Here is a 20,874-nt window from a genome sequence, read left to right as displayed (position 1 = left end):
GGGCAGGGAGAATTTACAAACTAATTTTTTTGGTAAGTACCTCGCTACCCATTGGTGTAAACTTAAGTCTGAAATCTTTGCTCTCTCTGGTGTGTATCCAAGCCTCGCATCCCCCGGATAGTCCGGGGACTTTGATATCTTCCGGTTCCCCCCTTTTTAAGGGGGGCTAGGGGGGATCTGAGGCCTAATCGTAAAACAGTAGATCGATACTACATTTGATATTAAGTTGACACACTTTGCTCGCTACCAAGCCAAATACGATCGCAAAAACCATGTCTTTTTCCCAAGTCCCAGTCAATAAAGTGTCACAATCAATATGGAAACTAAGCCGTATCTTATATTTAAACAGAACGGTTTGCTCTGGGGTGTAGAAGTCGCCTGCGTTCGGGAAATTTTCTTTCTACCGGAGCTGAAACCCATCGCGGAAGCGCCTCCAGATATTGTTGGGGCGATCGATCTCAGGGGCTCTATTCTGCCGGTGATGGATCTAAATCTTCGTTTTGGGTATCTGTGGCACGAGTATTGTTTGACAGATAGTGCGATCGTTATAGAATGGCAAGAAGTTCGAGTTGCCATCATTGTTAATGAAGTTACCGAAGTTAAGCAGATCCCGGAAGATGCAATAACTCCGCAGCTATCTTACGGGCGAGACAACTCAGAGGCGTCGCATCATTTTGTAGCTGGATTTGCCCGCTGTGAAGCCGATATGATCATGCTGCTAAATCTCGATCGCCTAATTCGATATTCTCCCGACAAAACAGAGGCAGAAATTCCTTTTTCTGCAAGCATTGCAGGCTCTGGGGCGTTAGCCGGCAAGGTAGAGGGTCAAAATTTGCAGTTAGAAATAGATCCAAAATTGTTAGCAGAAAATGCTAATTTTTTGAGCCAGCCTCGCGTTTTTTGTCCGAATGCTCTGCCGGAAGAAAAGGCAATTTTTCGAGAGCGAGCTGATAATTTGAGGCTCTTGGGCGATCGCAAAAATTCTGAAGCAATTAATCTGTCGCTGGCGGTGGTTCTCTTAAACGACGAATATTTTGGTATTAATCTAGAGGTAGTGCGTGAATTTACTGACATTCGCCAAGTAACTCCGGTTCCTTGCACTCCCGATCGCATTATTGGAAATATGAATTTGCGGGGCGAGATTCTGACGCTAGTGGATATTCGGAATGTTTTAAATATGTCGGCGGATACAAAATCTCTATCTAAGGCGATCGTTGTTGAAATTGAAGATTTGGTTGCAGGTATAGTTGTTGATGAAATCTTAAATATTATATATTTGAATGTGGCAGAGCTTGCGACTATTCCTGCTGCACTAACTTCGGAAAACCGCGAATATCTGCTCGGTACAACTATCTACAAAGAAAAACTTATCGCTGTTCTCAACTTACATAAACTCCTGAAACAAGGGGGAATTATTGTTGACGAGGAGGTTTGAAAAAAGATTTTATCAGCCATCGCAATTGCGCCGACACCAAGGAACTCCGCGCCACTGGAAATTCAAGAAAAGATATCGCATTTCTCAACAAAAGCGCCATACACTGGGATTTTTCGTAACTGGTAATTTAGGAATTATATATAGGTTGCCATAGAGCTAATTTTATCACCCAAATACTTCCGAAAAAACCTCAATCTCGGTTAAAAACCCGGTTGATTGACCTTTGGGTGTAAGCCATGTAATTACTCGCCCTCATGTCTCACAAAAATTAAGAACCGCTATAGCAATAAAACGGAATTTGCTATGATATTATTTGTTAGTGTCACTGCACGGCATCGCTCCCAGAAGTTGCCGGCTGATTTCTGTTGTTAAGGCGGTATTCCTAACGACAAGCGCAGCGTCACAATATTACCAACAGAAATCCTATCTTAAATTCAGGAAAAAAGATGTTTGCTAAAATTAACAATTTAAACATTAGAAACAAGATATTGCTCGGATATCTAGTGCCAGCAACTATATACTTAGGGTTTCCCGTAATAGTTATCGCTACTACCAATCAGGTGTTTAACACTTTCCAAGAAACAGAAAGAGTAGAGCAAGTAATCGGAGAAACCAGTAAAATATCCGCAGGTGCGGAGCAAATGGTACGGGGGATGCGCGGGTATATAATTAATAAAAATCAGCAGTTTTTAAAGGATTTTCAAGTGGGTGCACAATTAGCTCGCCAGTCGGCAAATAATGTAGAGCAGATCGTTAAAGATCCCTCCCAGAAAACCCGTTTGTATAGGATGCGAGAGCTAGTAAACGAATATTATGATGGTTCTAACGAAATTGTTCGCTTATTGCAGCAAAATCAAAAAGAGAAAGCGATCGCTCTATTTAATACAGGCAAGTACACAAATTTTGTGAATGAATTTGTGGAAGTGAACCGGGTATTTCGGGAAGCCGAATTAAATATAATTAAGGAAAAAACGCAGATAACAAAGGAAGCTTTACACTTATTGGTATCGACGCTGCTGGTTGCTTCGGTGCTTTTAATGCTGTTTGGTGCGGGCATAGCTTGGCTGATTTCGTCAGGAATTGTCGGAACTATCGATCGCGCAATTAGTTCGATCGCCACTTCTTCCACTGAGATTGCAGCAACAGTTGAAGAACAGGAACGCATGGCAAGCCAGCAAGCAGCTTCAGTCAATCAAACTACTACGACAATGGACGAATTGGGTGCATCTTCTCGCGCGACTTCACAGCAGATAGAAACTGCCGCATCTCAAGCAATACAAGCTTTAAATTTAGCTGGAACAGGTACAAAAGCTGTCGAACAAACTTTAGAAGCAATGGCAACCCTGAAAACAAAAGTTCAGGATATGCAAGGGCAAATTATGCAGTTGAGCGAGCAAACCGATCGCATTGGCAATATCTCAACAGTCGTTAGCGATTTGGCAAATCAGACTAATATGTTAGCGCTTAATGCTGCCGTGGAGGCAGTGCGGGCGGGCGAACACGGCAAGGGATTTGGCGTTGTCGCGTCAGAAATTCGCAAACTAGCCGATCGCAGTAAAAAATCTGCTACGCAAATTAATCTCTTAGTTGCTGATATTCAAAAGGCGATTAACTCAACAGTAATGGTAACAGATGAAGGAACTAAAACTGTAGAATTTGGTGTAAATATTGCCTCAGAAACCGCAGCAGCCTTTGCTGGAGTGGCTGATGCAATTAACAATGTGGTTTTGACCTCTCAGCAAATTTCGCTGAACGCCAAACAGCAAGCAATCGCGATCGAGCAAGTGGTGGAAGCTATGAACTCACTCAACCAAGCAGCAGCACAAACGGCTTCCGGTATCACTCAAACTAAAGTCGGTACTCAAAAATTGAATGAAGCTGCTTTAGATCTAAAAGCAGTTGTTTAAGAATAGCAATTAGTTCTGATAGCTTCACAAAAAGATGCAACTGTAAGCCCCTTTTCCTCCTGATGACAGTACAAGTCAGATTGGCAATATCTCGACTTTAGCAAGTTTGGTTAGCGATTTAGCCAGCCATAGGAATATCCTGGCTCTCAACGCCACCGTGAAAGCAGTCAGAGCCGGTGAGTACGAGCAAGGTTTGGCGTTGGTAGCAAGGGAAATTCGCAAGTTAGCAGAGGAAAGCCAAGAAGTGGCACAAAAGATTAATGGTATTATTCCAGAGATTAAATGTGCGATCTACTCGACTATGAAAGCAACAGAAGAGGGAGCCAAAACGGCAGTAATATTAATTCCGGTTGCACTCATACATGATGTTAATAATCAACAGTTAACAGTCAACAGTCAACAGTCAACAGCGAATTTACTATTCCGATGAAGAGAGAATTTGATATAGCAGGGGTGAAAACAGCACGAGATATGGCAGAAGCTTTTACGGGGCTTCGGGAAGCTTGCAATCTGGTGTTTACTAGCAATCAACAAATTTCTTTTAATATTAAACAGCAGGCGCTCGCTATTCAGCAAGTAGGTGATGCTATGAATTCTCTCAACTAAGCCGCTTTTCAAACAGTCAGTGGCATTACTCAAGCCAAAATCGGCACTCAAAAACCTAACGAAGCTGCATTAAATTTCAAGTCTGTGATGTCAGAAGGAAGTTCGGAAACGAGGGGTATACAGGATTTAATGGATTTAATGGATTTAATCAAAAATTGGGCGCATTTCAGTTTTGCATTTACAGTGCGAGCCTCCCCATTCGCGATTTGTACAATACGCGAGATATTAAACTCGCACTATGATAAAAAAATGCTTTTTGCAAAACTGAGATGCTCCTGAAGAATTAGCCATTACCAATTAGCGATTACCAATTATCCAAAGATATATATGATAGAAGATCAAGAACTACGAGATGTATTTAAAATTGCTAGTCAAGAACACTTGCAGAAACTAGACGATGGATTTCTGTACTTAGAACAACACCCAAGAGACTTAGCTAAGTTAGAAGAATTGCTGCGGGAAACCCATTCTCTTAAAGGTGATGCTGGGATGTTGGGCGTAAAAAATGTAGCATCTTTAGCTCATCAAATAGAGCATATTTTGGGAGGTATCAAGCGGGGAGAAACTCAACTAAATCCAGAGCTTAGCGATCGACTTTCCCAAGGTTTAGAGGCGCTTCGCCAACTCGTTAACGAAGCCGTCACGGGTCAAGATTCCGGTGTCAATACATTTTACGTGCTCGCTAGCATGATGGGTGCTTCTAGCAATCCCCAGCCCGCCGCCCCGATAGCAGAACCATCATCTTCACAAGTACCAGAACAAGCATTAGTAAAAACGCAATTTACCAATTCGGAAAATACGCCACCAGAAACAAATAATGAAACTTCTTTAGCCACTAATTTAGATAGTAATTTCTCTTTTTTGACGGTACAATCGGAGCGAGAATTGCTGTCGAAATCTCAAAAATTGCCTGCCGCTTCTGGCCCCGCTGTTACATCGGCTTCCGAACCGACTGTTAAGAATGGTTCTTCTAGTTCGTCTTACCGCATCGAAACAATTCGCGTTGCTACCAAAAATTTAGACGATTTAATGACTCAAGCAGGGGAACTAACTGTTACCAAAACTCGGTTAGTACACCGACTTGCTGAACTCGAAAAAATTACCACTTTGTGGGAAGATTGGAGCCGAGAATCTTTTATAAATCGGTTGGCCGATCATCAAATAGAAACTGAGAAAACCGGATCTGAACAAAACGAGATATTCATGCAGTTTCAGAAATATTACCAGCGGACTGAAGAACATTTAGAACATCTGGGAACTTTAGTAAATCGCTTGAACAATCTAGTTGATGAAGATACGGCTAGACTCGAATTAATTGCCGAGGAATTAAGCTCAGGAATTCGCACTCTTAGATTGCTGCCTTTGTCTACTATTTTTAATATATTTCCCCGAGCGGTTAGAGACTTGGCGAAGCAGGAAGAAAAAGAAGTTGCATTAGTCATTGAAGGTGGGGAAACTTTAGCTGATAAACGCATTTTAGAAGAAATGAAAGACCCTTTGATGCACCTGATTCGGAATGCGATCGACCACGGCATCGAGACTACCGCCGAACGCGAAAGGCTCGGCAAACCTCCCGTGGCTACTCTCCGAATTAAAGGCTACCAGACTGCTAGTAATATTATCATTGAAGTTGCTGATGATGGCCAGGGGCTGAATCTCGATCGCATTAAACAAACTGCTGTCAAACGCAACGTTTGCACGCCGGAAGCACTCGCCGTCATGACAGAAAGCCAAATTGAATCGTTGATTTTTGCTCCGGGTTTTTCCACCAGAACATTTGTTACTGAAGTCTCTGGCAGGGGGGTTGGTTTAGATGTAGTTCGGACTAATGTTGAATCACTAAAAGGCAGCATTAAAGTTGAATCTGTACCAGGAAAAGAATGTATTTTTCGGCTAACTATCGGCACATCTATAGCTACTGCTAATGTATTAATTATAGCTGTTGAAGGTGTTGCTTATGCGATGCCAAGTGAATTTGTTGATACGGGGATAATGGTGGCTAATTCTGATATTTTTACTTTAGAAGGGAAAGCAACTATACTTGTCGATGCTCAGCCGCTATCAGTTGCGTATTTGGCAGATTTATTAGAATTAAACAAGGGAGAATGGCTGCCTCAAAATCAGGAGTGGAGAGAGGAAAGTTGGAAAGAACTCAACAGGAAAATAGAGGGAGAATCCCTGACTTCAAATTCTCAAAAAATGTCTTGTATTGTCCTGAAAGTTGGGGAGGAAAGATTGGGATTATTTATAGATACTTTGATTGACGCACAGGATGTGGTGATTAAACCTCAAAGTCAATTGTTGAAACGGGTGCGAAATGTTTCAGGTGCAACGATTCTCGGAACGGGGGAAGTTTGTATGGTACTCAATCCTCATGATTTGATAAAATCTGTACGCAAACAAGTTTCGTCGCGTGAGGTTTCTGGCGGGCGATCGCCCGTTGAGACAGTCAGCCGCAAACAAGTTATACTTTTAGCAGAAGATTCGATCGCTACCCGCACTCAAGAAAAGCGCATCCTCGAAGGTGCAGGTTATGAAGTGGTGACAGCCGTAGACGGAATGGATGCTTTCAATAAATTAAAAACTCGCTACTTTGATGCTCTGATTTCAGATATACAAATGCCAAATTTGGATGGCTTAGGACTTACTGTTAAAATTCGCGAGCAAAAAGAATACAATGAGTTGCCGATTATTTTGGTAACATCTTTGGCATCGGATGAAGATCGAAAAAGAGGGGCTGATGCCGGGGCTAATGCTTATATTCCTAAAGGTACGTTCAATCAAGATGTATTGATTGAAACCTTGAAAAGGTTAGTTTAATTGTAGAAGAAGGGGAAGGGGAAGGGGAAGGAAGAGGGGGAGAGTGGGAGAGTGGGAGAGTGGGAGAGACGGCTACCAATTCCCAATCCCTCCGCTTCGCGCTCGCCCAATTCCCAATTATCCATTCCCAATTCCCAATCCCTCCGCTTCGCGCTCGCCCAATTCCCAATTATCCATTCCCAATTACTTAAAAAATTCATGTCTTCGGTCATAAAAGTATTGTTAGTAGAAGATTCCCCAGTAGCTACGATTGTCCTCAAGCGCATTTTGGATGCTTCGCCAGAAATCCAAGTTGTAGGAACCGCTTGCAACGGGTTAGAAGCACTAGAATTAATTCCGAAACTTCAGCCGGACGTTATCTGTACGGATTTTAATATGGCAAAAATGAACGGGTTAGAATTCACGCAGGAAGTGATGAAAAAATACCCGCGACCGATTTTAATAATTAGTGCTTCTGTACAAGCAAGCGATACTCAAAATGTATTTGAACTTATGGAAGCAGGTGCATTAGATGTTTTCCCCAAACCGATTGGCGGGTTGGCATCAGATTACGCTCGTCTCGCGAATGAATTAATTGCTAAAGTTAAAGTTTTGTCGGGAGTTAAAGTATTTACGCGGCATCAAAGGCTGGGAGGAATCGAAACAAGCGATCGCCCCAGCCCAAAAATTAATCAATTATCAGCGCACAATTACCAATTATCCAGGGAAAATCTTAAGCCTCATACTATTAAATTATTGGCTGTAGGCGCGTCTACAGGCGGGCCGCAAGCGCTGCAGTCGATTATTTCGCAGTTTCCAGCTAATTTGCCAGTGCCGGTAATTTGCATCCAGCATATCAGTGAAGGATTTTTGCAGGGATTGGTTAACTGGTTGGGTTGTGAATCAAAACTGCCGGTGAGAATAGCTGGTTTGCGGGAATTACCGCAAGCTGGGATTATTTATTTTCCGCCTGAAAAGCGTCATTTAGAATTGGATTCTCAAGGGCGATTTATTTATTCGGAAGGTGGTGGTGAAGGGGGACACTGCCCATCTGTAACGGTAACTTTTAAGTCAGTTGCTAATTTTTATGGTAGGGGGGCTGCTGGTGTTTTGCTAACAGGAATGGGTAGAGACGGTGCTGAGGGTATGCTGGCGATCGCGCGAGTAGGAGGCTTGACAATTGCTCAAGATCGAGACAGTTGCGTGGTTTTTGGAATGCCGAAAGAGGCGATCGCCCTTGGTGCAGCTCAGCACGTTTTACCCATCAGCGCGATCGCTCCCCTGCTGTTGGCTAAGTTAAAAGTTTAGCACTTAGGGAAAATATATAGCCTTTTTCAAGCGTGGTGAGGAGTTGACATTTTAGATTGAGGAATTGGGGGATTGAGGGATTGAGCGATCGATCTGTCAATACCTCATATGAGAGATCTAACTGCTATAGAAGGAGACGGCGGTTGAAACCGCGCCCATCTTCTTTTATGATTTGAGAGTGATAAACTTACCAATAACTTCGCGCAACTTTTCAGCATCAAAGGGCTTAGTTAAATACTCGGTTGCTCCCGCCAAACGACCCTGCACCTTATCAAAGGCTCCATCTCTGGCTGTCAGCATTACGATCGGCAAATTTTGAAATTGAGGTAAGCTTCGTACTGTGCGACAGAGTTCCAATCCGTCAATACCAGGCATCGAAACATCGAGCAACAAAACAGAAATTTGTTCGTGATAAATCGTTGATAAAGCATCGACTGCATTGTCTGTCACGAGAACTCGAAACTCTTTGCTTAAGGCTTGTTTGACCAGTCCTTGCATTACTACGCTATCATCAACTGCCAAAATAGTTGGTATTTGAATGCTAGTTGCAGACATATTCTTCTCCCGGTTTATTTATAACTTTTGAAAAGAGAAAACATAATTTTCGCCATGTCGAAGGGCTCGAAAACAGGGATGGCTAGAAAAGTCGAGCGCCTATTACAACACTTGCAAAATCTCCATCTCAATGCTAAAACCCTCGACGGTCGAGTTTGACCAACTATCGTTACAAAGTTTAACATTTTGGCAATCTTTTGTACTTCATTTTCTCACTGTAATTGAGTAGTCTGTGGCACAGACTCGTAAACCGCACTGGTATTGTGGCACAAATTGATTATTTTAATCTACCAGCAAGCCTCCTACGCAGGATTAGACAAGTCCCTTAAAATACACTTAAATTTAGAGAACTTGCTCCAAAAAATCCGGTTTCTTGGAAAATCGTTGCTCATCCCAGAGATGCTTGAGGAAAAAAACCCGGGTTTTGTGCCTCGCCTGCCTCTAGGACTGACTTATTCAAAAATTCTCTGTAAACTGCTATCCGCGATGTATGGGTGAAGCGTGTTTTTTCCCTGGGGAGGCTCTTAGATTCACCCAGCCGGAGTATTAAAAAGCACAGTCAAGTCGAAATATAATTTGTATCGTATTTAGATCTGCGGTGTCCTAATTCCATAACTCAAAAGTTTCAATTTCAGTCAAGGGGTTGCTCTGAGTTGGGCGCAAGCAGGCTGCACGCGACTTGTGCCAACAGTCTCCCGACACAAAATACAGAGCTTGTTTTGCAAGGGCCGGTATTGAAGCCGGTGGACATTCACGAAGGGGTTGACAGCAGGCTGCTGATTTTGCAGGGCGGCTTGAAGTCCAACGGGCTGATACCGGGAATTGAGGTAATTAAAGACTGGGGCGACTTGCCGAAGGTAGAGTGCTATCCCGGAGCTCTCAACCAAGTATTTATGACTATTTGGGGGAATGCGATCGACTCTTGGGAAAATCGGCCCGCGCCCAAGACGATCGCCATCTCGACGGCGCTGGTGGCCAGAGAGTGGGAGGATGCTGAGTTTGGAAAGTCGATCCTCTTCGTTGGCGCAGCCCCCGTAGGGGCGGGCTCCGCTAACGGCAAATTTGTGGTGATTCGGATTCGCGACAGCGGACAGAGATTGACCCAAAAAGCTAAATCCCGCTTGTTTGACCCTTTCTTTACCACTAACCCCGATGGGGCAGGGTACGGGACTAGGCTTGTCTATCAGTTACCAGATTGTGGTGGAACAACAGGGTGGCAGTTTGAAGTGTATCTCGGAACCCTTACAGGGAGCAGATTTCTGGATTTAAGTCCCGCTGTATCGCCCCGCACCGGTCAAACAAAAAACTGGCGGGCGATCGGTTTAAAAAATATTTTTGAGATTTTACTGTCAAAATGCTTGACAGATTTAGGTGTTTGAATGCTAATATGATGAAGGTTAAGACGTTGGGGCGTCGCCAAGTGGTAAGGCAGCTGGTTTTGGTCCAGCCATTCAGAGGTTCGAATCCTTTCGCCCCAGTTAAATTGTTTGTACAATGGTTGATTCAGAAGGAGTAAAGTCCTCACTACGAACCAATGAATTATGTTTGTAGTGAGGACTTCAGTGTTTCTGAATCAAAAAACTAAAGTCCTGACTGCAAACCAATTTTATTGTGGTTGTTCGATCGCCCCACATCAGATCACTGCGAACTTTTGATCTCGCGAGCGTTGAGCCGATCGAACACGTATCGCGAAATGGCCGGAAATGCTGTTTCGTCTCTGGAATAAGCCGGATCGTCAGCAAAAACAGCTAAGATATAAATCGCGCGATCGTTCAAAGTCCTGACAAATGCCACTTCGCTGCGGGATTTGGAAGTATAGCCAACCTTGGAACCAAAATAAATCTTAGTTGGTAAAGACTCGCCCAGAAATCCTTTGATCGAGTTGGTAGGGTCATTTTTCCAGGCCTTGGGGTCTAAATCTCTCGTCAGCAAGTAAGCCATTTTGCGGCTGGCGATGCTGGAAACAGCTTGCCTAGTATAGATTTCATATATTAATCTGGCGGCTTGATCGCTAGTTACTTGATTGCGAATTGGCTGCGAAGCATCGCCCCGCAATTGCAAGTCACGACCGATAGGGCCTTCTTGATGCAAATAGTGTATGGGATAATTTTTGGTGCTTATACGAATATCATTGTAGCCGGCTGACTGGAAAAATGAATTAATTTGCGTGCGTTTTTGCAGCCATGTTTGCAACTCTTCTCCTGCGAGCCTGACTCCTGATTTTGTATCAGTGATTTTGTCTAAAATCCGGCTGGCGGCATCGTTGTTGGAGAAGCCAATCATTTGTTCTAGGTCATTTTTGGAGGCCGATTCTTTTTGTGTAATTATGCCTTTTTCGGTGGCTGAGTAAAAGGCTGCCATCCAAAATAACTTGGCAACGCTAGCGGGAAATCTGAGACTTTGATTTTGATATCCGGCAATGCTGTGGGTTTGGGGATTGCTAACATCAATTAAGCTAATTGATAGTTGATCTGCGGGCAGTCCTTTGCTGGTCGCAATCTTCACAGCTTCATCAACAATCCCTTGCAATTCTTGAGAGTAAGTTAAATTAGGAGGTGTTTTGATGTTGTAGCTGAAGGTAGGCTCGCTTTGACGATCGACTAAACTTTCCGGTGTTTGAATTATCGGCGGCGAGAGGGGTTCTTGAGTCAAAATGACTGGCGGTTCTGGGGGACGGCGAATTCTGAAGGGTATTGTGACAATCCAAAAAAGCGCGATCGCCCCAGCAACTAAGCACAGGATGTTGCCGTATTTTAATCGAGAAAATTTCGTCCTGACTCGGCGACGAGATTGGACGGGAGGCTGGCTGCTTTGTCTGCGCCTGACTGGACGCTGGCTGCTTTGGGGTGGGGATTGGGTTAAACTTCTGGCATCCATCTTCTCTCGATAAAGAGACCGCAGATATAAGGCAGAGGAACGCAGATAAACGTAGATAATTTTAAGAATTGATACCGACTTTTCCCAGAAATCTATGGGGCGCGGGGATGCAACTGGACGGCTGCTACTTTGTCGGGATGGGACTGGACGGCTGCTGCTTTGTCGGGGCTGGATGGGGCGTTGGGGCCCGATGGGGGGGCGTCGGCGGTCTACTTGCATTACAGTGTTGTGGTATCAAACTCGCAGGATAAGTTTATAATAGGTCGGCGTATAATACCATTTTAGATTTTAGATTTGAAATTTGAAAATTGCGAATCACTGATTATATAAGGGTTTGGATCGCGGGCTTACAGTCGGATTCTTTTGGGAAACTAATTTAAATGACCAAGCCCAAAAACAGGTACAAACCCCGAAGCGGCCGGGTAGTTGACCCTCCGAGATTCATTTCTGAAATCTGAAATCTGAAATCTAAAATCTAAAATGGACTGATACACTTATCAGCCGAGTCCGCCACTGCCAATTCGAGCTTTCTTCTAGGCTGATGCAGACTTCTAATAATTGTAAAGATTTCAGGATAGCACTCGGTTAAAGCAAAATCCTTTGAAAAACATGAGAAATTTTTGGAGTCCGGCTATTTGGGGATTTGCGATCGCCATTGTGAATAATTCTTTGATACCGGATGTGTGGGCATTTCAGCCTCCACCTGCTGTCGCTGTTGTCGATCGACCAACAAAAGCACAGGGCGCGGATGTAGCGGCCCAGTTGACGGAAAAAAGCGAAAAGTGGGACGTAATAAACAACCAAACTATTTCCAGTTTCCCGAGTCTGTTTTGGGAAATCAACAATTTATCTAAAATTTCCTATTCGCAATTGCTCGAAGTGCTCGCTAGAGGAGCCGACTCAGACAATACCGCGAGAGAAAATGCTGCACAACCCGAAGATATAGCACGTTTTGAAAAGATTGTACAGTATGCAAAACAACAAAATTTGCCCGATCGCGCGATCGGAGAAATCCTACAGGCGATCGCCGACAATTTCCTAGGAAAACCCTACGCCGAGAATTTGCTTGACAATTCCGGCGAAGAAAAGTTGATCGTAACTTTAAATAAATTTGATTGCGTTTTATTTGTCGAAACCGTTTTGGCTATTTCGCGAGGCGTAGCCGTCAAAGATTACGACTATCAAAACTTTGTAAATCGCATAGAACAACAGCGGTATGTAAACGGTAAAATGAACGGTTATTGCAGCCGCCTGCACTATTTTTCTGAGTGGATTAACGACAATCAAAAACGGAAAACAGTAGAAAACATCACCGCTGAATTAGGCGGAGTGCCCATGAATAAAACACTAAATTTCATGAGCCAGCACCGCAGCAGTTACCCGCAAATGGTCAAAGACGAAGCAACTTATCAGTGCATAGTCAACCAAGAAGCAGACTTAGCCAAAACGATTGTTAATTACATCCCGACAAATCGGATAAAAAGTATTTATTCTCAGTTAAAACCGGGGGATATTGTGGCGGTAGCCACGGATCTTAAAGGATTGGATGTCACCCACACGGGTTTTGTGTACAGGAATGCAGACGGGAATCTGGGTTTAATTCATGCTTCGCCGGCTGGGGCTGTGACAGTTGCTTACGACTTGCAAAGATATATTAGCAGAGTCGAAAGCGCGATCGGCATTGTAGTCGTTAGGGCGATCGATCCCAGATAAAGATATGTGAGGTTATCAACAGTAAAAACTAAAGCCCTTACTTACTACAAACCTGTTACAATTTTTGGTGTTTTTGCATGATTTTATGCTTCAGACAAACCACCAAAACCCACTCCACAATACACCCCAAAATATAGCCGATAAAATTCTCGCAAGCAAAGCTGTTAAGCTGTCGCGCAAATAAACATTGCATATTCAGGGTGATGCTCAGAGCAACGGCCCACTCATTGTTTTATTTTTTTACATAAAATTTAATTGCCGCAACAGCTTAATTGCCTCTTTCTTCTGAAAAGGAGATGATTTCATGCTTTGCAGCGATCGGCATTTCATCGTAATTTCATAACTGCGTGTAATTCTAGAGAAGTAAACCAATTTGGAGTATCTCAGGTAGCAACATTTTCTTTCGCTACTCTATCTCTATTCTCAATGAAGTGAGCGTTATTCAACTTTTTAGCAAAGATAGGATTTTCATTTATTCTATTTAAATTCCTTGCTATTGGCAGGTTCCAAAATGTTTTTTCGACCGCTCTTCAAAACTATGTAATTTGGTTCCACTGCTATGCTGCTGACGCAAGGATTATAAGTGAAGTCATCCATTCTCTAAACCACTATTCACAATTTCATCTAGTAAACGACATGGACAATACTTTCATTGCAACTTATTTTGATTGGGATCACCGGACTCCACGCAAACGCCATCGCTTGGCTAATCGGGTATTGAATAAATTGCGATTGAACGGTCAAGTTATTCCAAAAACGCCTGGTATGGCAAGTATAGAAGCTCGAATGAATATTTTTCATTTGGCGAGCCAAATAGCAGCATACAAAGTAGAGGGTGATGTTGTCGAAGTGGGTTGTAATGCCGGCGAAAGCTCCATTGTGATCCAAAAAATTCTGAATGAGTATGCGCCGGAGAAACAATTTCATGTGTTTGACAGCTTTGAAGGGCTTCCAAAACTACAAGAAGACGATATAAAAGATGGAATATACGCTCAAGGTTCGATGACAGCTAAACTCGACAAATTCAAAAAGAATTTTTCCGATGTTGGACTGGATCTACCACATATTCATAAAGGATGGTTCGAGGATACTGTTCCTTCATGTCTTCCAGATCGGATCAGCTTTGCAATTGTGGACGGCGATATATATAGCTCTACTCAATATGTACTACCCTATGTGTACGAGCGTCTAACGCCAGGAGCTATTTGCTTATTTGGCATTTATTATGATGAAAAGGTGTTTTCACGTCCACATACTGCTGAGCCATTCAAATCGCCTGGTGTAAAACGTGCTTGTGATGAGTTTTTTGCAGACAAGCCTGAAAAAGTGTCTGTACTCTATGCTTGTGAGTATTCCAACGGCTATTTTCGCAAGTTGTAGAGACAGAGCAGTTTTATGGGGATAATAATCGGGTGTTTCTATCGTTAGAGTGTTTCATCACCTTCGTAAATAGGGAACTCCTCGGAATTGGGCGATGGGTAATAAATCTGGTTTATTGCCGATCGCCAACACCTAATAATGACGCAAATCCATCCATTGCATCCCTAAGCGGGCTAGGTGCTTGTGGCGAACCTGACGCTACTTAACAATCAAGGACGAAACTCCTGACTACAACCAAATTAATTGACAATTTCGTTGCGAGATACCTTACTCTTTCTAGCAGGATTTGGCGTTAATTCCGCCGGTGAGGCTTGAACAGTTCCCCAATCCTTCAAAAAGCTTTTCAGCAAAACCTCTTGCTGAGTGCGGAATTCCTCGACATTTGCCCCTCGATTCATAATAACAAACCATACTGTTTCCTGTTTTTGAGTTGGCAGCGCTCCGCCCAAAGCGCTAACATTATCCAACGTGCCAGATTTGACTACTGCTAATTTTGGCAACGGTCGTTCAGAGAGGATTCCTTTATCTTTTCCAACTACAGTTAAGACATCGGCAACTGTCATGCTGTAAGGTTTAAGATAGCCTTCTAAAGCTATAAATAACGCACAAGCGGCGCGGGGAGAAATACGGTTATCTTCGCTCAATCCCGAACCGTTGACGAGTTGAATTTCGGCGGGAGGAACTCCAGTTGCTGCTGCTGCTTTTTGTGCAACTATTTTCGCGCCGCCGACACTATCGGCGAGCATATCTGCCATGAGATTGTTGCTGTACTGATTCATTTTTTTGATCAGTTCGGTGAGGGGCAAAGAATAATGTTTGACTAAAGGCACGCTGGTGGGAGGTGCTGGCACAACTTTGACAGTACCATCAATTACTATTTGAGGTTTTGGGGTATTTGGAGCTAGTGTTTGATACTGGGCGGCGGCTTCGCTGGGCCAGTTTTGACTGTTGAATGCTTGTTTGAGCAATTCTCCTGATTTGAGGGGATTTAATTCAAAGTTCATGTAAAATTTATCGACAATTATCAAATTACCAGTGATGCGCTTGATGCCTTTTTTATTTAAGGTGTTACCGAGGGCGATCGCCTCTTCCCAAACAAACAAAGGATCTTCGCTACCCTGAATAATTAAATCGCCTTTTAATACGCCGTCTTTGATTGTCCCGTCGGTACTAATTAAAGTAATAAATTGATGTTCCGGCCCAAATTCTTGCAGGGCTACCAGAGATGTTGCTACTTTGGTAATGGAAGCTGCTGACAGAGGAACTGTACCTTGATGGTTGGCTAGCAAAGTATTGCCAGATTGCATCCAGATTCCTTGGTCTTCTTTGGCAGAACCTTGGGCTGTCAATCCGTTGAGATATTGCTGGATTTTGGTATTTGTGGCAGTTTCGGAATTGTTGACAGAGACTGTTAACGGCTGACTCGGTTTAACCGGCGGCGGGGAAGATTCGGCTACAGGAGAGGGAGTTGCAAGTTGGGGTGATTCCGTAGCGGCGCATCCGGTAATAATTGTGAGAATGGCGATCGAACTTACAGCAGTCAAGTAGCGGTTTTTCAGCATTACCTTAAATTTTTCCATCAAATTGACCATTCATCCTGCGGCACACCCGATGGAAAGTTTAGCATTAGCTGCACCTCTTCCTTCTCCGATCTTCCTTCGCGCACTTCTCGTCTTCTTGCTTTCGTTAAATAGATATCTCGAAACGCTTCAGGATTTGATATTCAGCGCCTGGGGCCTTCACCCCAGGCCGGGCAAATTCTCGATCGACTGGTTTATCCAGCCATACTCCCCATACTTAGCGGCACCATTTCCCCGTGCATCGTCAGGCCTAATAACATCGGCTCATTAACTCGGATTGCTTCTCCTGTAAGCGCGCAGCGTTCCTCCTGCTGTGCTGTGGCATTAATGCTGGCTCGAATATCTTCTCGGCAAAACATCTGGCGATACTCTCCAGACTTCTGCTGGACGTAATTCCAGAGCAAATCTCGAATCAAAGCTTGATAGCCTTGATTCCCCGCGAGCTCTTTGAGTCTCTCCTTGAGCTCTCTTTCTAGTCGGATGCTGGTGACTTCCATTTCGGTGGTTGAGGTTCTAGGTAAGGTATGCATTATTTTTCTCCGTGACAGGTGGACATATGTGTAATATCAGTGTAGTATGTTTAAAGCTAGATTTAAAGGTCTCCGATCACTTTGTGCCTACTGTGATATTTCTCTCCACCTACTCCACCTATCAACCGCAGCGCGATCGCCCTTGTGGTTGCAGCGACGAGTCGCTGCGTGTCTTGATGGCGAGTTTTGCCACCGTCACAGCAATCTCGCGGGCGCGTATAAGCCCAATTAAACCCGGTTATAGTGGATTAAGACAAAATGCAGAAATTAATTACAACCAGGTAGACCGGGACGGTCTGGGAGTGGCACAGCCACAGAAAGATACGCGAAGCGGGAGGTACAGCTAAAAAACTGTACCGACACAGGATGAAAATTTGCATGAAAGCAGTTTTTTGGGCCCCCGCTTCTGTACGACAGAAGCGGGGGCATTTGATTGGATATTTGAGAAATTGGGAAAGGCTTGGGAAACTGGCAAAAAACCAGATTCAGCCAATGCTGGTGCAACACCCAAAATCCTAAATCTAAAACTTGTTTTGAGCGAAGTCAAAAAAATTTAAATTCTTCAATCTAACAATGCTGGTGAAACATCCACAATCCAAAATCTAAAATCTAATCATGCTGGTGAAACACCCAAAATCCCAAATCTAAAACTTGTTTTGAGCGAAGTCGAAAAATTTTAAATTCTTCAATCTAAAATCCTAATGAAGAGGAGGCAGCCGTGACCGTACTAACTGATGTATTGAGGAAATCTGTGGTGGTGTTTTCCCAGAATTACCTACCGATGAGCCGTGTCAACATCAAACGGGCGATCGTACTTTTGGTAACAGGCAAGGCCCAAGCTCTGGATTATAGCACCGGCAATGGCTGGCTGGTGCGATCGCCCAGTACCAGCATCCACGTACCCGAACACATCCGCTTGACTTTTGCCAACAGCGAACGCCTTTGGAAAGTGCCACCGGTCAATCGCCGGGAAGTTCTGCGCCGCGACGCTCATTCTTGTCAATACTGCGGCAGCAACCGACAGTTGACGCTGGATCACGTCATGCCTCGCTCGAAGGGCGGGCTGCATACTTGGGACAACGTGGTGACTGCTTGCGAAGGGTGCAACTCTCGTAAGGGCGATCGAACTCCCATAGAAGCTCAAATGCCTTTGCGAACTAAGCCGAAGTCTCCTATGCACCCCACTGTGGCTTTTTCCGAAATGTTTTGGCACGAATACCAAATTGGGGAATAGGAAATTAGTCAGTCTACTAACAACTGACAACTGACTACTGACTACTGACAAATTTCAATTTTAAGGCTGTCGATATGCTGAAGTTGACTTACACTGAAACGGGCTTTAACCTAGAGCGTTTGGCTCAATCTCCCGAACAGTTAGTGGCGCTGCGAGTTGTGCTGGCTATGCGAGTTGGTCAAAGCATCAGCGTCGAACCGAGCACTGCGGCATTTTTGCTGCCGGCGAATTTGCCGGCGCTGTCTCTGCTGGAATCTGAGGCCCGCCGAAATGATAGCGAGGCGATCGATCTTTGTGTTGCTGATGCTGATTTTGTGGAGGTGACTCTGCGCGGTACGTGGATTTCTGGCGAGTCTGAGGGGGCCCAGGGCGTGTTTGCGACTGTTTTGGGCGATCGGGCCGAGCGATTGCTGCTCAAACTATGGCTCGAAACTCAGGCTGCTGCGGAGGTTGTCGGGGAAGTTGGCGATTAATATCGGATAGAAGAAGGAAGAAGGAAGAAGGAAGAGGGAAGAAGGAAGAAGTCATTAGTCATTAGTCATTAGTCATTAGTCATTAGTCATTAGTCATCAGTCATCAGTGCTGTCGCCTCCGAGCTTTCGGTACAACGTCATCAGGAAGAGGGAAGAAGTCATTAGTCATTAGTCATTAGTCATCAGTGCTGTCGCCTCCGAGCTTTCGGTACAACGTCATCAGGAAGAAGGAAGAGGGAAGAAGGAAGAGGGAAGAAGGAAATATTGTGTTCATCTCCCATTCTCCCCCTCTCCCATTCTCCCATTCTCCCATTCTCCCCCTCTCCCATTCTCCCCCTCTCCCCCTCTCCCATTCTCCCATTCTCCTTATGGTGTATAAATTAGGTTGAAGTAAATGCCGTTATCTTGCAAATTGTCGCCTTTATCGCTAATTCTCACCAAAGGAAAAGCGTAATCTACGCGCAGGTTCACCTGCGGTATCGGTTGCCAAATTACCCCCAAACCCACACCACCTAAAAATCTCTGATTCGCTAATTTATTAGGATTGTTGGGATTATTCCACACCGTACCCGCATCCAAAAAAGGCGCTAATTGAAGTTTGGGATTTCCCGAAGCATCGCGCTGCAAAGCAATCCGATCCTCGACAGACACTCGGAAGCCGTTATCGCCAGAACGGGCATTTTGGCGGTAGCCGCGCAAAGATTGTCCGCCACCAATTACAAATTGCTGGGAAGGCAACAAACTATTAGCAGACAACTGTAAATCTGATTGCAAAATTAATAAATGTTTGTCGTTCAATCGCTGTACTCGCTGCACTTGACCAAGCCAACTCAAAAATTGTCCGTCAGGGACAGAACCTTCGTTTTGAGTAGCATCAAACAAGCTAGTGCCGATCGTAAATTGCGATCGCAAGGCCCAAGCACCCTGCGCGTCGCGCCGAATGTAGTCCTGTCCCAGCTTAATTGCAGTGGTAGTGCTGACACCCTTGGAGTCCGGGCCGATGCCAAAAGGAAACGGTTCGCCGGCGAGAAAAGTTCTGCTTGTCTGATAAGTAACACCGGCAGACAGGGCAAATTCTTCGATCGGCGTTCTCAGCAGCGGCTGGCGGTAACTTAATTCAAATAAATGCGATTTTCCTGAAATATCAAAAGCGTCAAAAGGTGCTTGTACAATACTGTTGCGGTTCGGTGCCGCCCTCAGTTGCAAAGTGCCGTTCATGGCATTTAGCGGGATGCGGTAGCTGAAATCGAACAAGTCTGAATCACCTAGCGATCGGTAATAAGCCGCCGCCAGTTCGTCGCCATTTCCTGTGATATTGCGGTGCCGCACACTCACCCCCAATCTTTCGGAACCGACGCTGGGAGGCGAGTAATTGTCAAAGCTGAAACTAGATTGAAACGGATTAGCTTCGGTAACTCTGACGATCAGAATGCTCTCGGCTGCATTATCTCCAGCCCGCAGGCTGGCTTCTACATTGTCGAATAAAGGATCGACTCGCAGCAGCCGGAGTTGGTTTTCTAATGAAGATGTGCTTAAAGGTATTCCGGCACCGAGTCGAATTCGGCTGCGGATGTAACTTTTATGCACTCTTTTATTTCCTTCTACCTCAATTCGGGCTAGCTTGCCTTCGATCACTTGAATTTTGACTACCCCTGCGGTGATAGTTTGGGGTGGCAAGATTGCTCTGGAAGTGATGTACCCGCGATTGAGGTAAATTTCGGTAATTTTGTCGGCGATTTGTTGGATCTGTTCTAGGGTGGCAGAACGGCCCTCAAACGGCTTGATTAAGGCGTTAATTTCGTCTTCAGTTAATATGGTGCTGCCAATTACTTCAATTTTCTGCACCTGAATTATCGTATTCGGCAGCGGCTGCGGAACTGGTGACGGGGGTTGGGGCGCAACTGTTGGTGGTGTTTGGGGAGGTTGTGGGGAAGGCTGCGGGGCTGGTTGCAGAAATCGATCGCGATTTGGATCTGGTTGAGTTGGGGGCGGTGGCAGGTTTGGAGGTGTCTGGGGTTGGTTTTGGGCTAAAACATTGCAATCTAGGGGGTTATGACATTTTGGCTGGCTGTCTGCGAACTTTTTGGCTTCGGGCGACAGGCGCGTATCACAATCTGTTTGATTAATTGTAGAACAGCGATCGGGCTGATTCTCGATCGGGCTGCTTTCGGGAAAATCGGGGAGTTGATTTAAGTTGGTTGCAGTTTCATCTTGTTGGATTTCCAGTTTTTGAAGTGCTAATGCTTCGTTGTCCGTATTTGCTGAGTTGTCAGCGGCCGAAAACTGAGAAATATCATTTATTTGGGATATAGCTTTATTGGCATAAAAGCAAGCGATAGGAAGCGCTGTTAGAAGTGAAATCCCCAACCGAAATATTGCAATATTTGCTCTCGGGCGCATAATTAATGTGTTTTGTAAAATAAGTTTGTCTTCTGCTTGACTCTGCAAGTTTACCATTTAGTATTGGGCGCAATTTT

The 20,874-nt window shown here is 44.5% G+C and carries 19 protein-coding genes and 1 tRNA gene; 14 read left to right on the top strand and 6 right to left on the bottom strand.

The annotated features are described in order from the left end of the window. The first annotated feature begins 316 nt into the window (after nt 1–316). The 5 genes from QUA01_RS20145 (at nt 317) to QUA01_RS20125 (ending at nt 6,768) form a co-directional block, all read left to right on the top strand. On the top strand, nt 317–1,435 hold the full coding sequence (locus tag QUA01_RS20145) for a chemotaxis protein CheW (RefSeq protein ID WP_333090120.1): 1,119 nt from the start codon (nt 317–319) through the stop codon (nt 1,433–1,435). 446 nt (nt 1,436–1,881) lie between these two features. Next, entirely contained in the window at nt 1,882–3,342 is a 1,461-nt protein-coding gene (locus QUA01_RS20140; RefSeq protein ID WP_333090121.1) for a methyl-accepting chemotaxis protein, read from the top strand. A 106-nt stretch (nt 3,343–3,448) separates the two neighbouring features. After that, nucleotides 3,449–3,772 carry a methyl-accepting chemotaxis protein gene (locus tag QUA01_RS20135; RefSeq protein ID WP_442922023.1) on the top strand — a complete coding sequence of 108 codons (324 nt, stop codon included), beginning with the start codon at nt 3,449–3,451 and terminating at the stop codon, nt 3,770–3,772. Next, nucleotides 3,769–3,948 (top strand): hypothetical protein, encoded by a 180-nt coding sequence (locus QUA01_RS20130; RefSeq protein WP_333090122.1) that lies wholly within the window; start codon nt 3,769–3,771, stop codon nt 3,946–3,948. The genes QUA01_RS20135 and QUA01_RS20130 overlap by 4 nt, the downstream gene beginning before the upstream one ends. A 327-nt stretch (nt 3,949–4,275) precedes the next feature. Beyond that, nucleotides 4,276–6,768: a hybrid sensor histidine kinase/response regulator gene (locus QUA01_RS20125; RefSeq protein ID WP_333090124.1), complete on the top strand. Its 2,493-nt coding sequence runs from the start codon at nt 4,276–4,278 to the stop codon at nt 6,766–6,768. On the opposite strand, the gene QUA01_RS20120 is transcribed toward QUA01_RS20125, so the two are convergent. Beyond that, the gene (locus QUA01_RS20120) at nt 6,765–6,968 is read right to left on the bottom strand and encodes a hypothetical protein (RefSeq protein ID WP_333090126.1); all 204 of its coding nucleotides are present in this window, start codon (nt 6,966–6,968) and stop codon (nt 6,765–6,767) included. The genes QUA01_RS20125 and QUA01_RS20120 overlap by 4 nt on opposite strands. On the opposite strand from QUA01_RS20120, the gene cheB reads away from it, so the two are divergent. Beyond that, nucleotides 6,967–8,055: a chemotaxis-specific protein-glutamate methyltransferase CheB gene (gene cheB, locus QUA01_RS20115; RefSeq protein WP_194066582.1), complete on the top strand. Its 1,089-nt coding sequence runs from the start codon at nt 6,967–6,969 to the stop codon at nt 8,053–8,055. The two genes, QUA01_RS20120 and cheB, sit on opposite strands and share 2 nt — an antisense overlap. Nucleotides 8,056–8,220: 165 nt before the next feature. Here cheB and QUA01_RS20110 read toward each other — a convergent pair whose 3' ends face one another. Then, the gene (locus QUA01_RS20110; RefSeq protein ID WP_194013022.1) at nt 8,221–8,610 is read right to left on the bottom strand and encodes a response regulator; all 390 of its coding nucleotides are present in this window, start codon (nt 8,608–8,610) and stop codon (nt 8,221–8,223) included. Nucleotides 8,611–9,263: 653 nt separating this feature from the next. Between QUA01_RS20110 and QUA01_RS27495 the strand changes: the two genes are divergently transcribed. Both QUA01_RS27495 and QUA01_RS20095 read left to right on the top strand, forming a co-directional pair. Then, nucleotides 9,264–9,989: a hypothetical protein gene (locus tag QUA01_RS27495; RefSeq protein ID WP_442921574.1), complete on the top strand. Its 726-nt coding sequence runs from the start codon at nt 9,264–9,266 to the stop codon at nt 9,987–9,989. A 27-nt stretch (nt 9,990–10,016) separates the two neighbouring features. Next, nucleotides 10,017–10,088: transfer RNA gene (locus tag QUA01_RS20095), tRNA-Gln, on the top strand. Between the two features lie 160 nt (nt 10,089–10,248). On the opposite strand, the gene QUA01_RS20090 is transcribed toward QUA01_RS20095, so the two are convergent. Next, the gene (locus tag QUA01_RS20090; protein WP_333090129.1) at nt 10,249–11,706 is read right to left on the bottom strand and encodes a serine hydrolase; all 1,458 of its coding nucleotides are present in this window, start codon (nt 11,704–11,706) and stop codon (nt 10,249–10,251) included. A gap of 390 nt (nt 11,707–12,096) precedes the next feature. Here QUA01_RS20090 and QUA01_RS20085 point away from each other — a divergent pair, with 390 nt between their 5' ends. Continuing rightward, complete coding sequence (locus QUA01_RS20085) at nt 12,097–13,200, top strand: N-acetylmuramoyl-L-alanine amidase-like domain-containing protein (protein ID WP_333090130.1); 1,104 nt, start codon at nt 12,097–12,099, stop codon at nt 13,198–13,200. 636 nt (nt 13,201–13,836) lie between these two features. Then, nucleotides 13,837–14,580, top strand: a complete 744-nt coding sequence (locus QUA01_RS20080; protein WP_333090131.1) for a TylF/MycF/NovP-related O-methyltransferase — start codon at nt 13,837–13,839, stop codon at nt 14,578–14,580. A 239-nt stretch (nt 14,581–14,819) separates the two neighbouring features. On the opposite strand, the gene QUA01_RS20075 is transcribed toward QUA01_RS20080, so the two are convergent. Further along, nucleotides 14,820–16,172: a D-alanyl-D-alanine carboxypeptidase gene (locus QUA01_RS20075; RefSeq protein ID WP_333090132.1), complete on the bottom strand. Its 1,353-nt coding sequence runs from the start codon at nt 16,170–16,172 to the stop codon at nt 14,820–14,822. A gap of 182 nt (nt 16,173–16,354) precedes the next feature. Beyond that, nucleotides 16,355–16,690: a hypothetical protein gene (locus tag QUA01_RS20070; RefSeq protein WP_194012344.1), complete on the bottom strand. Its 336-nt coding sequence runs from the start codon at nt 16,688–16,690 to the stop codon at nt 16,355–16,357. An 83-nt stretch (nt 16,691–16,773) separates the two neighbouring features. On the opposite strand from QUA01_RS20070, the gene QUA01_RS20065 reads away from it, so the two are divergent. The 4 genes from QUA01_RS20065 to QUA01_RS20050 all read left to right on the top strand — a co-directional run bounded on the left by QUA01_RS20065 (nt 16,774) and on the right by QUA01_RS20050 (nt 18,397). Further along, a complete protein-coding gene (locus tag QUA01_RS20065; protein WP_333090133.1) occupies nt 16,774–17,037 on the top strand; it encodes a hypothetical protein in 264 nt (87 codons plus the stop codon). 45 nt (nt 17,038–17,082) lie between these two features. Continuing rightward, nucleotides 17,083–17,247, top strand: a complete 165-nt coding sequence (locus QUA01_RS20060) for a hypothetical protein (RefSeq protein WP_333090134.1) — start codon at nt 17,083–17,085, stop codon at nt 17,245–17,247. 161 nt (nt 17,248–17,408) lie between these two features. Continuing rightward, nucleotides 17,409–17,924 (top strand): HNH endonuclease, encoded by a 516-nt coding sequence (locus QUA01_RS20055; protein WP_333090135.1) that lies wholly within the window; start codon nt 17,409–17,411, stop codon nt 17,922–17,924. A gap of 74 nt (nt 17,925–17,998) precedes the next feature. Next, nucleotides 17,999–18,397: an alr0857 family protein gene (locus QUA01_RS20050; RefSeq protein WP_333090137.1), complete on the top strand. Its 399-nt coding sequence runs from the start codon at nt 17,999–18,001 to the stop codon at nt 18,395–18,397. A gap of 366 nt (nt 18,398–18,763) precedes the next feature. Here the strand turns inward: QUA01_RS20050 and QUA01_RS20045 are convergent, their stop codons facing one another. Beyond that, the gene (locus QUA01_RS20045; protein ID WP_333090139.1) at nt 18,764–20,854 is read right to left on the bottom strand and encodes a ShlB/FhaC/HecB family hemolysin secretion/activation protein; all 2,091 of its coding nucleotides are present in this window, start codon (nt 20,852–20,854) and stop codon (nt 18,764–18,766) included. Between the last annotated feature and the right edge of the window lie 20 nt (nt 20,855–20,874).

This window comes from Microcoleus sp. S36a_B3, from assembly GCF_036700745.1.
Taxonomy (GTDB): Bacteria; Cyanobacteriota; Cyanobacteriia; order Cyanobacteriales; family Microcoleaceae; genus Microcoleus.
This window is presented reverse-complemented; position numbering and strand designations above follow the sequence as displayed.